The sequence below is a fragment of the Streptosporangium sp. NPDC048886 genome (assembly GCF_055586905.1).
Genome location: NZ_JBVJHH010000008.1, coordinates 212,507 through 227,160 on the forward strand (window position 1 = coordinate 212,507; position 14,654 = coordinate 227,160).

14 protein-coding genes are annotated in these 14,654 nt (G+C 74.4%); 9 read left to right on the top strand and 5 right to left on the bottom strand.

All coding sequences use genetic code 11. From position 1 onward, the window contains the following. Nucleotides 1-71 precede the first annotated feature (71 nt). The 7 genes from ACZ6R6_RS12405 to ACZ6R6_RS12435 all read left to right on the top strand — a co-directional run bounded on the left by ACZ6R6_RS12405 (nt 72) and on the right by ACZ6R6_RS12435 (nt 7,635). Nucleotides 72-2,861, top strand: a complete 2,790-nt coding sequence (locus ACZ6R6_RS12405; RefSeq protein ID WP_470092685.1) for a Na+/H+ antiporter subunit A — start codon at nt 72-74, stop codon at nt 2,859-2,861. Then, nucleotides 2,858-3,676, top strand: a complete 819-nt coding sequence (locus ACZ6R6_RS12410; RefSeq protein ID WP_470092687.1) for a Na(+)/H(+) antiporter subunit C — start codon at nt 2,858-2,860, stop codon at nt 3,674-3,676. The genes ACZ6R6_RS12405 and ACZ6R6_RS12410 overlap by 4 nt, the downstream gene beginning before the upstream one ends. Nucleotides 3,677-3,869: 193 nt before the next feature. Next, nucleotides 3,870-5,483: a Na+/H+ antiporter subunit D gene (locus ACZ6R6_RS12415; RefSeq protein WP_470092689.1), complete on the top strand. Its 1,614-nt coding sequence runs from the start codon at nt 3,870-3,872 to the stop codon at nt 5,481-5,483. Next, the gene (locus ACZ6R6_RS12420) at nt 5,480-6,022 is read left to right on the top strand and encodes a Na+/H+ antiporter subunit E (RefSeq protein WP_470092691.1); all 543 of its coding nucleotides are present in this window, start codon (nt 5,480-5,482) and stop codon (nt 6,020-6,022) included. The genes ACZ6R6_RS12415 and ACZ6R6_RS12420 overlap by 4 nt, the downstream gene beginning before the upstream one ends. After that, nucleotides 6,019-6,279: a monovalent cation/H+ antiporter complex subunit F gene (locus ACZ6R6_RS12425; protein ID WP_306867816.1), complete on the top strand. Its 261-nt coding sequence runs from the start codon at nt 6,019-6,021 to the stop codon at nt 6,277-6,279. Before ACZ6R6_RS12420 ends, ACZ6R6_RS12425 begins: the two co-directional genes overlap by 4 nt. A 34-nt stretch (nt 6,280-6,313) precedes the next feature. Next, the gene (mnhG, locus tag ACZ6R6_RS12430) at nt 6,314-6,643 is read left to right on the top strand and encodes a monovalent cation/H(+) antiporter subunit G (protein ID WP_470092693.1); all 330 of its coding nucleotides are present in this window, start codon (nt 6,314-6,316) and stop codon (nt 6,641-6,643) included. A 92-nt stretch (nt 6,644-6,735) separates the two neighbouring features. Next, complete coding sequence (locus tag ACZ6R6_RS12435; protein ID WP_470092695.1) at nt 6,736-7,635, top strand: hypothetical protein; 900 nt, start codon at nt 6,736-6,738, stop codon at nt 7,633-7,635. A gap of 132 nt (nt 7,636-7,767) precedes the next feature. Here ACZ6R6_RS12435 and ACZ6R6_RS12440 read toward each other — a convergent pair whose 3' ends face one another. Both ACZ6R6_RS12440 and ACZ6R6_RS12445 read right to left on the bottom strand, forming a co-directional pair. Beyond that, nucleotides 7,768-8,430, bottom strand: a complete 663-nt coding sequence (locus ACZ6R6_RS12440) for a response regulator (RefSeq protein ID WP_470092697.1) — start codon at nt 8,428-8,430, stop codon at nt 7,768-7,770. Continuing rightward, complete coding sequence (locus tag ACZ6R6_RS12445) at nt 8,418-9,599, bottom strand: sensor histidine kinase (protein WP_470092699.1); 1,182 nt, start codon at nt 9,597-9,599, stop codon at nt 8,418-8,420. The genes ACZ6R6_RS12440 and ACZ6R6_RS12445 overlap by 13 nt, the downstream gene beginning before the upstream one ends. Nucleotides 9,600-9,809: 210 nt before the next feature. Here ACZ6R6_RS12445 and ACZ6R6_RS12450 point away from each other — a divergent pair, with 210 nt between their 5' ends. After that, entirely contained in the window at nt 9,810-10,238 is a 429-nt protein-coding gene (locus ACZ6R6_RS12450; protein WP_470092701.1) for a DUF6069 family protein, read from the top strand. A 209-nt stretch (nt 10,239-10,447) separates the two neighbouring features. On the opposite strand, the gene ACZ6R6_RS12455 is transcribed toward ACZ6R6_RS12450, so the two are convergent. The 3 genes from ACZ6R6_RS12455 to ACZ6R6_RS12465 all read right to left on the bottom strand — a co-directional run bounded on the left by ACZ6R6_RS12455 (nt 10,448) and on the right by ACZ6R6_RS12465 (nt 13,677). Further along, nucleotides 10,448-11,626: an acyltransferase family protein gene (locus ACZ6R6_RS12455; protein WP_470092702.1), complete on the bottom strand. Its 1,179-nt coding sequence runs from the start codon at nt 11,624-11,626 to the stop codon at nt 10,448-10,450. Continuing rightward, nucleotides 11,619-12,572 (bottom strand): alpha/beta hydrolase, encoded by a 954-nt coding sequence (locus ACZ6R6_RS12460; protein ID WP_470092704.1) that lies wholly within the window; start codon nt 12,570-12,572, stop codon nt 11,619-11,621. Before ACZ6R6_RS12460 ends, ACZ6R6_RS12455 begins: the two co-directional genes overlap by 8 nt. Before the next feature lie 241 nt (nt 12,573-12,813). Beyond that, nucleotides 12,814-13,677, bottom strand: a complete 864-nt coding sequence (locus ACZ6R6_RS12465; RefSeq protein ID WP_470092706.1) for a haloalkane dehalogenase — start codon at nt 13,675-13,677, stop codon at nt 12,814-12,816. A gap of 260 nt (nt 13,678-13,937) precedes the next feature. On the opposite strand from ACZ6R6_RS12465, the gene ACZ6R6_RS12470 reads away from it, so the two are divergent. Next, nucleotides 13,938-14,627, top strand: coding sequence for a DsbA family oxidoreductase (locus ACZ6R6_RS12470; RefSeq protein ID WP_470092708.1), 690 nt, complete (start codon nt 13,938-13,940; stop codon nt 14,625-14,627). The last annotated feature ends 27 nt before the right edge of the window (nt 14,628-14,654 follow it).

Here is a 14,654-nt window from a genome sequence, read left to right on the forward strand (position 1 = left end):
TGCTCAAGTGGTGAAACGGGTGGCTCCTGGCAGTTTGGGATACGTCGGCCACGACGGTTGCCCGGGGGAACATGGAGCCGCTGCTGATCCTGCACGCCGTCGCGGCGGTGTGCGCGCCGGCGCTGATGCGCCGTCTCGGCCGTGACGGTTTCCTCGTGCTCGCCGTGCCGCCCGCCTGCGGGCTCGGCTACGCGCTGTGGGTGGCGCTGAACGGCGGCCCGGCCGGATCCGAGCACCCCTACGCGCCCACGCTGGGCTTCGCGCTGTCCTTCCGCGTCGACGCGCTGGCCCTCCTCATGACCTTCCTGGTCACCGGTGTGGGCGCACTGGTCCTGCTGTATTGTTCCCGCTACTTCGACGCCGGGGAGGAGGGGCTCGGCCGGTTCGGCGGGGTGCTGGTGGCGTTCGCCGGGGCGATGCTCGGGCTGGTGGTCGCCGACAACCTCCTACTGTTGTACGTCTTCTGGGAGCTGACCACGGTCTTCTCCTACCTGCTGATCGGCCACGACCCCGCGAGCAGGGCCAGCCGCAGGGCGGCGATGCAGGCGCTGACCGTCACCACCTTCGGCGGCCTGACCATGCTGGCGGGCATGGTCGTGCTCGGTGAGGCGGCGGGGACCTACGAGATCTCGCGGATCGTCGCGGACCCGCCGGCCGGTGGCTCCGTCCCGGTGGCGATGGCGCTGATCCTGGTCGGGGCGCTGTCAAAGTCGGCGATCTTCCCGCTCAGCATGTGGCTGCCCGCCGCGATGGCCGCGCCGACCCCGGTCTCCGCCTACCTGCACGCCGCGGCCATGGTGAAGGCGGGGGTCTATCTGATCGCCCGGCTCGGCCCGGCATTCGGCGGACTGCCCGCCTGGCAGCTGATCGTCGTACCGCTCGGCCTGCTCACGATGGTGCTGGGCGGCTGGCGGGCCCTGCGCGAGCACGACCTCAAGAGGCTGCTGGCCTACGGCACGGTGAGCCAGCTCGGCTTCCTGACCGTGCTGTTCGGCGCGGCCACCAGGGACACCGCGATCGCGGGCGTCGCCATGCTGCTCGCGCACGCGCTGTTCAAGGCGTCGCTGTTCCTGGTCGTCGGGGTCATCGACCACTCCACCGGCACCCGCGACCTGCGCGAGCTGAGCGGCCTGCGGCATTCGGCGCCCTGGCTCTGCGCCACCTCCGTGGCGGCGGCGGCCTCGATGGCGGGGATCCCGCCGTTCCTGGGGTTCGTCGGCAAGGAGGCCGCGTTCGAGTCGCTGCTGACCGGACGGACCACCGACACCGTGACGCTGGCGGGGGTGGTCGTCGGGTCGGTGCTCACCGCCGGCTACAGCCTGCGCTTCCTGTGGGGGGCCTTCGGCGACCGGCCGGGCCGGGAGCCGGTCCCCGCGCACGGCTCCGCCGCCGCGACGTTCCTGCCGCCCGCGCTGCTCGCCGTACTCGGGCTGGTCGCCGCCCCCTTCGCCGGACGGTACGGCCAGGCGATGGAGAGCTACACCGACACCTTCGCCGGGCCCGGCCACGGCACCCACCTCGCGCTGTGGACCGGCGCGCCCGTGCCGCTGCTGCTGTCGGCCGTCGCCCTGGCCGGGGGCGTGCTCCTCCTCCTGGCCGGTCCCGCGGTGGAGCGGACCGGGCGGATCCTGCGCCTGGTCGACTCCGGCCACGTCTACTGGAGCGTCATCCGGGCGCTGGACCGCTCCGCCCTCCAGCTGACCGGCGTCACCCAGCGGGGCTCGCTCCCCGACTACCTCATGATCGCCCTTGTCTCCATGGCCGGGATCGGGGGCTTCTCGCTGCTGTACGGGCCCGTCCGCGACGTCCGGCTGGACGTGGTGCCCTGGGAGCGCGTCGAGCAGCCCGTCATCGGCGTCCTGCTCATCGCCACGGCGCTCGTCGCGCCGCGGGTGCGCTCGCACATCGTGCTCGCGCTGCTGGCGGGGGTGACCGGGTACGGCGTCGCGCTGCTGTTCCTGGTGCACGGCTCGCCGGACCTGGCACTGACCCAGTTCCTCACCGAGACGCTGAGCCTGGTGGTGTTCGTGCTGGTGCTCCGCAGGCTCCCGGTGGGGCCGAGGGAGGGCTCGCCCCGGGTGCCCTTCGGCGTGCGCGTCGCCCTCGGAGTGGTGAGCGGCGTGATGATCGTCGGTGCCGGGATGCTGGCGGCGAGCGCGCGCACGGCGATGCCGGTCGGCCGGCTGATGGCCGACGCTGCCGAGGAGTCCGGGGCCTCCAACATCGTCAGCGCGCTGCTGGTGGACATCCGGGCGTGGGACACCATGGGGGAGAGCTCCGTGATCGTCGTCCTCACTCTCGGGGTGACCAGTCTGGTCTTCCTGCGCCGCCGTACGTACGCGCTGGAGCGCCCGCCCGCGGAGGCCAGGCGGGAGGACCGGACGCACTGGCTCGCGGCGACCCTGCCCGCGGGGGAGCAGGCGGTCGTCCTGGAGGTCGTGGCCCGGCTGACCTTCCACACGGTGATGCTGATCTCGCTCTTCCTGCTGTTCACCGGGCACAGCTCGGTGGGGGGCGGGTTCGCCGGCGGCATCGTGGCCGGGCTGGCGCTGGTCATCCGCTACCTCGCCGGCGGCCGCTACGAGCTGGCCGTCGCGGCGCCGGTGGACGCCGGGGTGCTGATCGGCCTGGGGCTCCTGCTGTCCACCGTCACCGCGCTCTGGGGGCTGCTGGCCACCGGCGCGCCGCTGGACATGCTCTCCGCGGACCTGGCGATCCCGCTGATCGGTGAGCTCCACCTGTCGACCGTGCTGCTGTTCGACATCGGGATCTACGTCACGGTGGTCGGCATGGCGCAGGACGTCCTGCGCAGCCTGGGGGCGGAGCTGGACCGGCAGATCGAGGCCGAGGAGGAGCGGTGACCGTCTCGCTGCTGCCCCTGCTGGTGTCGGGGACCCTGGCGGCCGCCGGGGTGACGCTCCTGCTGGAGCGGAGCCTGGTCCGGCTGCTGGTCGGCGTCATCCTGCTCGGCAACGGGGTGAACCTGCTGATCCTCACCGTCGGCGGTCCCGCCGGGGAGCCGCCCATCCTCGGCAGGTCCGATCCGGCGAGGATGGCCGACCCGCTGCCGCAGGCGATGGTGCTCACCTCCATCGTGATCACCCTGGGCATCACCGCGTTCCTGCTCTCCGTGGTCCACCGGTCCTGGCAGCTCACCGGCGGCGACGAGGTCCAGGACGACACCGAGGACCGCAGGGTACGGTTGCGCGCCCGGCGCGGGGAGCTCACCCAGGCCGTGCTCGCCAAGCAGGAGGCGTACCGGCGGCTGGTCCAGGAGCAGCGCGCGGAACTCGCCCACCTGGAGTCCGCCCGGCGCGAAAGGGAACACCGGGAGGCCCAGGAGCTGGAGAGACGGATCCTGGACGTCAACGTGGACCTGGGCCGCTGGCTCCAGGCGCACAAGGACGCCGGCCTGTCCAGCGAGCAGATCGAGGAACGGCTCGCCGAGGCCCGGCGCGAGGAGGCGGTGTCCAAGGAGAGCCGGCAGGAGCGGATCGACAAGCTGCGCGCGGACTTCGCCCGGCGGGAGCGGGAGCAGGCCGAGCGGGAACGGGAGATCCGCAGGCGGTTCCGGCTCCGCCAGCGCGAGGCGCGCAAGGAGATGCGGGCGGCCATCCGGGCCGACCGGGAGCGGCAGGCCAGGGCAGAGGATCCGGACCTGGAGGGGGACGACTGATGACTGTGCCGCATGCCCTGCCGGACGCGGGGCGGGGGACGCCGGGGACACGGGCCGTGCCGGACGGGGGCGGGTGGCCGTGGCTCCGGCGGGTTGTGCCGGAGGCGGGCCGGTGGTCGTGGACGGAGCCGGCCGTGCCGGGCGTGAGACGGAGGTCACGGGAGCGGCACGCCGTGCCCGGCGGGGAGGGCCGGTGGAGAAGCTGATCGCGGTCCCGGAAGGGGGGCTGGTCGCGGCCCCGGTGGTGCTGCCGCTGCTGGCCGCCGGGCTCAAGCTGGCCATCGGCGGGCGGCTGCGCAGGCTGCAGGCGCTCATCAGCGTGGTGACGCTCACGGCCGTGCTGGTGGTGTCATGCGTCCTGCTGCTGGCGGCCGACGGAGGGGGGCCGTTGGTGACCTACGCCGGAGGCTGGCCGGCGCCGATCGGTATCGCCCTGGTCGCCGACCGGCTCGCCGCGCTGATGCTGGTGGTCTCCTCGGCGGTGACGCTGTGCGTGATGATCTACTCCATCTCGCAGGCCTACGCCGACCAGGAGCGCATCGCCCCGCTGTCGATCTTCCACCCGGCCTACCTCATCATGATCGCCGGGGTGTCGGACGCCTTCCTCGCCGGTGACCTGTTCAACCTCTTCGTAGCCTTCGAGATGCTGCTCAGCGGCTCCTACGTGCTGCTTACCTTCGGCGGCACCGAGTCCCGCATCCGCGCGGGCGCCACCTACGTGGTGATGGGCCTGGCCTCCTCGATGCTCTTCCTGGTCGGGATCGCGGTGGCCTACGGCGCGACGGGCACCGTGTCGATGGCCCAGCTCGCCGAGCGCTTCTCCGTGCTGCCCGGGCACGTCAAGCTGCTGGTCGAACTCCTGCTCCTGCTGGTCTTCGTGGTCAAGGCGGCCATCTTCCCGATGTCGGCGTGGCTGCCCGACTCCTATCCGACCGCGCCGGCCCCCGCGACGGCGCTGTTCGCCGGGCTGCTCACCAAGGTCGGCATCTACGCGATCATCCGGCTGGAGGCGCTGCTGTTCCCCGGCGGGCCGGTGAGCGGCCTGCTGATGTGGGTGGCGCTGCTGACCATGCTGGTCGGGGTGTTCGGTGCGGTGGCCCAGACCGACATCAAACGGATGCTCTCCTTCACGCTGGTCAGCCATATCGGCTACATGGTCTTCGGGGTGGCGCTCTCCTCGGTCCTCGGTCTGGCGGGTGCGGTGTTCTACGTCGTCCACCACATCACCGTGCAGACCAGCCTCTTCCTGGTGACCGGGCTGATCGAGCGCCGCACCGGCACGACCGCGCTGGAGCGGCTGGGGGGCCTGATGAGGCTGGCGCCCCTGATCGCGGTGCTCTTCTTCGTCCCGGCGATGAACCTGGCGGGCATCCCGCCGATGTCCGGCTTCCTCGGCAAGCTGACGCTGATCCAGGCGGGGGTGGCCGATGGCGGTCCCATGGCGCTCGTCCTGGTGGCGGGGGGGCTGCTGACCAGCCTCCTCACCCTGTACGCCGTGGCCACGACGTGGAACAAGGCGTTCTGGCGGACGCCGCCCCCCGGCATGATCAAGAAGATGGGGACCGTGCTGGAGGGCGAGGAGGCCCCCGTCGTCCGGGCCTCCGGCACCGAGGGGATCACCGGCCGGGCGATCGTCACGAGCGCGAGCATCCCGCTGCCGATGCTCGGCTCCGCCATGGCCCTGGTGGCGCTGGCCCTGTCGTTCACCGTGCTGGCCGGGCCGCTGTCCGCCCTGGCGCGACGGACCGCCGGCGAGCTGATGGCCCGCGAGCCGTACATCTCGTCGGTGCTCAGGAGCCTGCGGTGAGCGGCCGGGGACTCACCCCCCGACTGCTGGGCAGGCCCGTCCCGCTGCCGCAGGTGGCGTGGCTCACGGTGGTCTGGCTGCTGCTCTGGGGCGACCTCAGCGTGGGCAACGTGCTCGGCGGCCTGCTGGGCGGGGTGCTCGTCGTCTGGCTGCTGCCCCTGCCGGTGCTGGACACCGGCCTGCGGATCCACCCGGTCGCGGCGCTCGTCTTCCTGGTCCGCTTCGCGCTGGACCTGGTGGCCTCCAGCTTCCGTGTCGCGTTCTGGGCGCTGCGCCTGGGGGCGATGCCGCCGGTCCAGATCGTCGAGGTACGGCTGCGCACGTCGTCGGAGGTGATGGCCGTGCTGATCACCGTGGCGCTGTCGGCGCTGCCGGGCAGCCTGGTGCTGGAGGTGCACTTCGGCGACAGGGAGCTGGTGCTGCACGTCCTGGGCATCACCGGGGACGTCCAGGCCACCGTCCAGGCGGACGTGACGCGGCTGGAGAAGGGCATCGTGGCGGCCTTCGGCACCGGTGCGGACCAGGAGGAACTGCGGTGACGGCGGTATATCTGGCGGCGCTGGCGCTGCTCGGCTGCGCGGCGGCGCTGACGCTCCACCGGCTGGTGCGCGGCCCCTCCATGCTGGACCGGGCGGTCGCGCTGGACGTGCTCACCGCGGTGGTGATGTGCGGGATCGGGACGGGGGCGGCGGTGGTGGGGGAGTATTCGGCGCTGCCGGTCCTGCTGGTGCTGTCCTTCGTCGGGTTCGTCGGATCGGTCTCGCTGGCCAGGTTCTTCTCGGGGAGGGCGCGTTGACCGCACCGGCCGGGCCCCTCCCGGGGAGGGCACGTTGACCGCGCTGGACGTGGCCGCCGCGGCGTGCCTGCTGCTGGGTGCCGCGCTCGCGTTCGTGGCGGGGGTGGGGATGGTCAGGTTCCCCGGCACCCTGTCACGCATGCATCCGGCGACCAAGCCGCAGGTGCTCGGCCTGCACCTGATCCTGCTGGCCATGTGGCTGCGCCGGCCCACCTGGGCGATCGCCGGGACGCTGGCGCTGGTCGCGGTCTTCCAGGTGGTCACCGCGGCGGTGGCCGCCTACATGGTGGGCCGGGCCGCCTACCGGGCGCGCTCGCCCGGCGACGACGGCACGGCCGTCCCGCCTGCCGACCCCCACGCGTGAGGCCGCCGACCCCCACGCGTGAGGCCGCCGGCCCCCACGGGTGAGGCCGCCGGCCCTCGCGCGCGGGGAGCGCCGGGCGTAGCGTGGCCCGTATGCGCGAGGCACGTGCGGAGGATGCCCGGACCGAGGCCAGACGACTGATCCGTGACCTTCTGGGCGAGGAGCGGCTGGAGGCCGGTGCCCTGCTCCGCGAGGTGGAGGCCGTGTTCGGCGCCGACCGTGCCGCCCGCTGTGCCGAGCTCGCCCGCTATGCCCCGCTGACCCGCAGGTCCACCGAGCTCGCCGCGCTGGCCGGGCTGCTGGTCGGCACCCGTGACCTGGGCGGGCAGTGGTGGCGGCGGACCCGCGGCGGCAAGCTGCCGGCGCCGGACGAGGTGCTCCGCAGCGCGACCGCCGTCGACCCGTGGACCGACCTGACCGTGCTGGAGATGCTCGCCGCCTGGATCGCCGACGACGCCGCCGACGAGGTCTGGGGCCGGCCCGCCGCGGTGACCGACCTGAACTCCTGGCAGGTGGAGGACCGGGTCGCGCTGCCCGAGGACGCCGCCCCCGGCCGGCGGATCGTGGTCTCCTTCGACGCGGGCGGCCGGCTCGACGCGGTGGTGGTCAGGCGCCGGGAGGGCGGCCTCGGCTCCAACCTCGACTTCGAGTCGCTGCGCTACTCCCGCCCGGCCGAGGCCCAGTGGAGCTGGGGGGTGGCGGCCGGTCTCGGCCCGCACCGGCTGGACGAGCACCCCGACCCCTACGCGCAGCCGGTCGACGGGTCCGCCGCCGGGACCCTGCACGCCTGGGCCCTGCGCCACGGGGCCACCGCCGCGCAGGCGGGCGGGCCGTGGCAGGTCACGGGCGACGTCATCGCCGCCATCGAGCGTGTCGACTGGATGTGGCGCAGCGGTGAGTGGTTCGCCTGGTGGCGCGCCGCGGCCGCGCTGGCCGACGGGGAGCCCGACCGGCTCGCCGCCCGCCTGGAGGAGATGGCCGCCGCTCCCTAGCCGGACCGCGGACCTCCGCCGCCGGAGGGCGGTCGCCGGTGGCCGGGGCTCGGGGTGCGGGCGGTGGGGCCGGATGAGCGTCATGCCGGGCGGTCGCGCCGCGGCGTCCGTCCCCGCCCGCCCCGCCGCAGGTCAGGCCAGGCCGGCGTCGTGTGCGAGCAGGGCGATCTGGGTCCGGTTGTCGAGGTCGAGTTTGCTGAGGATGTGGGAGACGTGGGCCTTGACCGTGGCCACGGTCATGAAGAGCTCCGCGGCGATCTCGGCGTTGGTCCGGCCCTGGGCCACGGCGAGGACCACCTCGCGCTCGCGGGGGCTGAGGGTGGCCAGTGCGGCACGGGCCCGCTGGTAGGTGCCGGCCTGGGTGGCCGCGCGGTCCATGAGCCGGCGGGTGACCCTGGGGGACAGGATCGGGTCTCCGGCGGCGACCTGGCGGACCGCTCCGACGATCTGCGCCGGCGGGGTGTCTTTGAGCAGGAAGCCGCTGGCGCCGGCGCGCAGCGCGTGCAGGATGTTCTCGTCGCTGTCGAAGGTGGTCAGCACGATGACCTCGGGCGGGTGTCGCCGGCTCCGTAGTCTGCGGGTGGCGGTGATGCCGTCCACCCGCGGCATCCGAAGGTCCATGAGCACGACGTCGGGGGCGTGCGCGTCGGCGGCCGCGGGCACCTCGTCGCCGTCGGCGGCCTCGCCGACCACGGTGATGCCGTGGATCCCGTCGAGCATCATGGACAGCCCGGCGCGGACGAGGGCGTCGTCGTCCACGATGAGCACGCGCAGCGGACGGTTCACGCCGGCCATGGTAGCCAGGCGCGCAGGTGGAACTCGCCGCCGGCGGTCACCTCGTGGTCGAGCAGCCCGCCGGCGAGTTGCACCCGCTCGGTCAGCCCGACCAGGCCGGTGCCGGTGCCGGGTGTGATCGGCGGGGCGGCCCCGCCCTCCGGCAGCGGGTTGCGGATGTCGATCACAAGCCGGTCGCCGGGCCGGCCCTCCAGCACGACCTGGACCGGCCGGCCCGCGGCGTGCTTGCGGGCGTTGGTCAGCCCCTCCTGCACAACCCGATAGGCCGTCCGGCCGACGGCGGCAGGCAGGGCGGCCGGGTCGACCACCCCGTTGCGCAGCCGTATCTCCTCTCCGGCGTCACGGGTCTCCTCGACCAGGCGGGGCAGGTCGGCGAGCACGGGCTGGGGCGGTCCGTCGGGACCGTCGTCCTCGTCGCGCAGCAGGATGATCACATCGCGGAGCTCGTCGAGTGCCTGGTGCACCCCGGCGCGGACCACGCCGGCGGCGCGGGAGAGCTGCTCGGGCGGGGAGTCCGGGCGGTATTCCAGCGCGCCCGCGTATGTGGCCAGCAGCGACAGCCGGTGGGCCAGCACGTCGTGCATCTCCCGGGCGATCCGGGTCCGCTCCAGCATCCGGGCCTCGGCCACCCGCCGGCCCTGCTCGGCCTCGGCGCGGCGGGCGCGCTCGCACAGCGAGGTGACGAGCGCGCGCCGCGCCCGGGTCAGCGCGCCCCAGCCGACCAGCGCGCCGTATCCGACGGTGATCAGGGCCAGCCACCAGCCGAAGGTGATCCCTCCGCTCGGCCGCCACACGCCCTGCGCCGCGTGCGCCGCGACCCCCGCCACGGCCACCGCGGCCGCGACGGGGAAGCTGCGCCGCTGAGCGACCAGCAGCGCGCCCAGCGTGGCCACCGGGGTGGCCGCCATCGACAGCGCCGCCAACGCGGTGAGTCCCAGCGCGCCGGTGACCGGCCGCCGCAGCAGGACGGGCAGCAGGGCGCACCCGAGCGCCCCGGCCGCGATGTCGAGACCGAGCAGCCCCTCCGCCGGATGCGCGTCGGAGCGGCCCCAGATCGTCAGCGCGACCAGGCTCCCCACCCCTACGATCATGCCGATCGCGGCGAGGGGCTCGGAGGCGTGCCGCCCCTCGGGCTCCGCCCCCGCCTCGCAGTGGATCTCGCCGTGCACCGACCAAGGGTAGCTCCGGGTACGGCGGCGCCGACACCTACCAAAGTCGGTGTCCGGCCCTACCACAGTCGAACCCGCCGCGGCCGCGCGGCCGATGCGGCGACCGCGCCGCGACGGCGACGCTCATGGACCAGACGGGGCCGCCGCGGCCGCCATCAGCGGACGGCGTGCGGGACGGCCCGCCCCGTCCGACTCCGAAAGGGGAAACGCGTGTCCGGTGAGACCATTCCCACCCGTGCCGTGCCGGAGCGGGCCGGCCGCACCGCCACCCGGCGGGCACTGACAGTGGCCGGCGCGACGGCTGCGGCCCTCGCCCTCTGGGCGCTGGCCGGCCCGGTGGCCGGAATCGGCCTGACCGTCCGGCTCGACGGGGCGGTTCAGCCCGTCGGGCCGGCCGCGGTCGCCACGGCGAGCCTGCTCGCCGGGCTGGCGGGCTGGGCGCTGCTCGCGCTGCTGGAACGGCTCCTGAAACGGCCGGGGCGGACCTGGACGGTCATCGCGGCCGTCGTGCTCGTGCTGTCGCTGGCCGGCCCGCTCGGCGCCGTCGGCACCGCGAGCACGGTGACGCTGGCCGGGATGCACCTGATCGTCGCCGCGGTGCTCATCCCCGGCCTGGGGCGTTCGGCCCGCGGCGCATGACCGTGCCCCACCTGAGCACTTGCCCGCGGCGCATGCGAGGACTTCACCGACTGGGTGCGGTCGACGAGGACGAGGTCACGCGAGGAGGCGCAGGAGGCGTAGCCCGGCCGGAGAACGCGCTCCAGGCGCCGCCCACGGCGGTGACGTCGTGGGACGCCCGGCCGGTCGCCACCTGCCAAGATCGCTTGCCGCCGTCCCGGACGCCGGGGTCAGCCGGGTCCTGACCCCTTCGCGGGCCGTCTCCGCTCGTGGGCGTGGAAGGCGGCCCAGCAGACCAGCAGGGCCAGCGCGAACGCCGGCAGCCAGGCCAGCCGGGCGAGCACCCAGCCGGGACCGTCGGGGGCGGTGTGCAGGCCGGGCAGGGTCTCGCCGGTGAGCAGGCCGGTCGCGGTGACGGCGATCATCGCGGTCTGGTGCCAGAGGAAGATCGTCATCGCGGCCAGGTTGACCAGCGCCACCGGCGCCCAGACGGCAGGGCGGCGCAGCACTCGCCGCAGCGGGCCGAGCAGCAGCAGGGCCGCCCCGCACTGGGCCAGGCCGAAGGCGACGGCCGCGAGGGTGGGCGGGGCGAGGTTGGAGATCCGGGCACCGGGCACCCCGACCATGGCCGCCGGGTAGCCGGCCCACAGGACGAGCCCGGCGGTGGCGGCGCCGCCGCCGAGCAACAGCGCCCATCCGGTCGCCCGGCCCCGCAGGGCGCCGCGGGCCCGGGCGGCGCCCAGGCAGTACGGCACCAGCCAGCCGGCCGCCACGTTGGCCCAGCCGAGCCAGGCGGGCCCGCCCAGGCCGTAACGGCCCAGGTCGACGAGCGCGACGGCGGCGAACGGCCACAGCGGGTGCAGCCTGGCCACCAGTGGGGTCGCCGCCGTCAGCACCGCGAAGACCAGCAGGAACCACAGCGGGGACAGCACCAGCTTGACCAGCGTGCGTACGGTCTCCAGGCCGGCCCCGGAGGCGAGCATCGCGCCCACCGCCACGGTCCACACCACCAGCACGGCGGCGACCGGCCGCGACAGCCGCGCCGTACGGGCGCCGAGCCACCGCCCGTACGTCGTCCCCCGGGCGCGGGCGGAGGCATGACTCTCCGCGCCCACCTGCCCGCCCACCAGGAAGAAGACCGCGAGGGTCTGGAACAGCCAGGAGACGGGGGTGAGCTGGGGCAGGTGCCGGAGCGGGCTGGCGGTGTGCACCGTGCCGCTGTCGGCCACCAGCGCGGTCACCAGCCAGTGACCGAGCACCACGCCGAGGATGGCCAGGGCGCGCAGCGCGTCGAGGGCACGGTCGCGGCCGGGCGGCGTCGCCGCGTCGACCCGCCGGACGAGGTCACGCACGGCGCGGTCGAGCCCGGGCGGGGCCGCCGGAGCGATCCGCCGGACGCGGTCACGCATGACGGTCCTGCCCGGCCGGGGTCTGTCCGGCGACGATGCGGGCGATGTTCCTCAGGGACGTGGAGCCGGACCTGAGGTAGTCGCTGTGGCCGCCGTCGCCCGTGGCGAAGACTCGGGCGCCGAACTCCGGCGAGACCGGGTCGGTCCCGAGTCCGACCGTCACGAAGGGCAGTCGCAGCCGCAGGTGCGGCACCCCGGCGACCCAGTCGCCGGCGCTCCGGCCGGCCCAGACGGTGGCCCGGGTGCGCAGTGCGGCGGCGCTGCCGGCGCCGACGCCCGCGCTGCCGTACAGGACGATGTCCGCGACGTCCAGCCCGGACGCGGCCCGTGCGCAGACCACCGAGCCGTAGGAATGGCACACCAGGGAGATCCGGGCGGCGGGCCGGACCGCGCTCAGCTCCCGCACGAACGCGCGCAGGGCGGGGGCGCCCTCATCCGCGCGGTCGGGTGTCAGCACCGCCGGACTCACCAGGTTGGGTGTCCGGTAGCCGAGCCAGGCGATGACGGCGGACCGGTCGTCGAGCGCCTGCCGCAGCCTCAGCGCGCCACCGCGCAGGAGCCCGTACTTGTCGAGGTTGGTGTCGCTGCCGGGGACCAGCACGGCGATCCGCTCGGCCGCCGACAGGTCGCCGAAGACCTCCGCGGTGCGGCCGCCGCCGCGGCCGTCGAAGAACAGGAACTGCCGCGCCGGGTCCGCCATGGCGCGCAGCATCGCGGCCCGCCACCGGTGGCCGTCGCCGGCGGCCATCCGCTCGGCCGCCCGGATGCCCTCGCGGCCGGCGGCGTACCGCTCGGCGAGGGCGGCGGGGGTCGCGGCCCGCATCGGGGCGAGGGCCGCCGGGACGGGCGCAGGGACGGCCGAGGGGCGGGCCGTACCCGACACCGGCACGGCCACCGAGGCGGTGACCAGTGCGGCGAGCAGGGTACGGCGCAGGCGGGACGCCATGGGATGGTCCTTCCATACCGGATCTCTGTCGTGATTCCGGCATCGAAGTTATGGATCACCCCTTGTGATCGGCGTCCCTACGGAGAGCGCACCTCCCGCGTAGCTCGGCGGGCTTCCGGGTAGCTCTGAAGTAGGGGGTCCGCGGGTAGTCCCGAGAGACCACGGGCGGACGGCGGACGCCCGCCCGCGACCCGGAGCTCCCCCCGAGACCCGGGGCGCGGACACGGCCCCCGGGGCGGGGTCAGCGGAGCCCGTGCCTGTCGGCCCATTCCGCGACGGCCGTGGCGATCACGTGGGGCTGGTCCTCCGGGGTGTGGTGCCCGGCGACCGCGCCGTGCCGCTCGATCTCGAGGCCGGCGATGTTCGCCGCGCACCAGTCGACGATCTCCGGGCCCATCATGGCCCCCGGACCGGGCTGGAAGGTGAGCAGCAGCTTGGGCACGTCCACGCTGGCCGCCAGCCACCGGTCGTAGGCCTCGATCCTGGCCACGACGTCGGCGGGCTCCCCGCCCAGCGGCATCGACCGCGGCCACCGCAGCAGCGGCCGGCGGCTCTCCCGGGTGGGGTACGGCCTGCGGTAGGCGTCGAGGTCGTCCTGGCCGAGGGGGGTGGCGACGGTGCCGGGCAGCGCCTGCTCGATGAAGGCGTTGTCGTCGAGGATCATGGCCTCGCCGACGCCCTCCGTCTTGATCGCCCGGAACAGCGGGCGGCCGCCTTCGGGGAACTCCTCCCAGGACATCGGCTTGACGATGGCCTCGGTGAACGCGATGCCGCGCACCCGTCCGGGATGACGGGCGGCCCAGTCGAAGGCGAGGGCGCCGCCCCAGTCATGTCCGATCAGCACCACGTCGTCCAGGCCGAGCGCGTCGAACCAGGCGTCCAGATAGCGGGCGTGGTCGGCGAAGGTGTAGTCGATGTCGGGTTTGCCTGATGCGCCCATGCCGATCAGGTCAGGGGCCAGGCGGCGGCCCGGGTCGCCGACCGCGGGGAGGATGTGCCGCCACAGGTGCGACGAGGTCGGGTTGCCGTGCAGGAAGACCATCGGCGCACCGGCGCCGAGCTCCTGGTAGGAGATCGTTGATCCGAGCACTTGCTGGACAGGCATGACGGGTCCTTCGGAGGTCGGGGGTTCATCACTCGATCCACCGCGTTCCCGGCCGGGGGCTGGGGACGGTGACGTCCCTGAAAGGAGTTAGTTGGCTAACTGAATAGTGATCGTAGCCGCCCGGATCGCGGCCTGTCCATAGTTAGTCAGACAACTGACTCAAAACGCTGTCGCGCCGGAGCCGTGATCCCGGGGCCCGGCCTGACCGGGTGCCCACGCCGCGCGGAATCAGCGGGCCGCCGTGCCGGTTGCAGCACTCCGTGAAGGTTGAAATCTACTCAGACGTCGTCTGCCCCTGGTGTTACATCGGCCACACCCGCTTCGCCCGCGCCGTCGAGCGCTACCGTGCCAAGGGGGGCGAGGTGGAGGTGGAGTTCCGGCCGTTCCAGCTCGCGCCGGACGCGGAGTCCGCCGGGGAGCCGACCCTCAAGTGGGCGGCGGCCAAGTTCGGCGGGGCCGAGCGGGCCGCGCAGATGTTCGCGCACGTGACGGGCGTCGCCGCCGGAGACGGGCTGAGACTGGACTTCGATCGTTCGGTCCAGGCCAACACCTTCGACGCGCACCGCCTCATCCGGCTCGCCGGCGAGCAGGGGAAGGGGGAGGAGGCGCTCCACGCCCTCTTCCGCGCGCACTTCACCGACGGTCTCGACGTCGGCTCGCGGGAGGTCCTCGCCGAGCTGGCCGCCGGGCTCGGCGTCCGGGCGGACCTCGACGGCGAGGACGGCACGGCGGCGGTCAAGGAGGACCTGGCCCGGGCCCGGGCCCTGGGCGTCGGCTCCGTCCCGCTGTTCCTGTTCGAGGGGCAGTTCGCCGTCTCCGGCGCCCAGCCCGAGGACACCCTGCTCGCCGCTCTGGAGGAGGTCGCCGAGCGGACCGGCCGGAGCCCGGCGCCCGAGGCGGCCGGGTCCGCCGGGGAGGCCTGCGACGACGACGGCCACTGCGCGGTCTGACGCGCCGTCCGCCGGCGCCACGGGCCT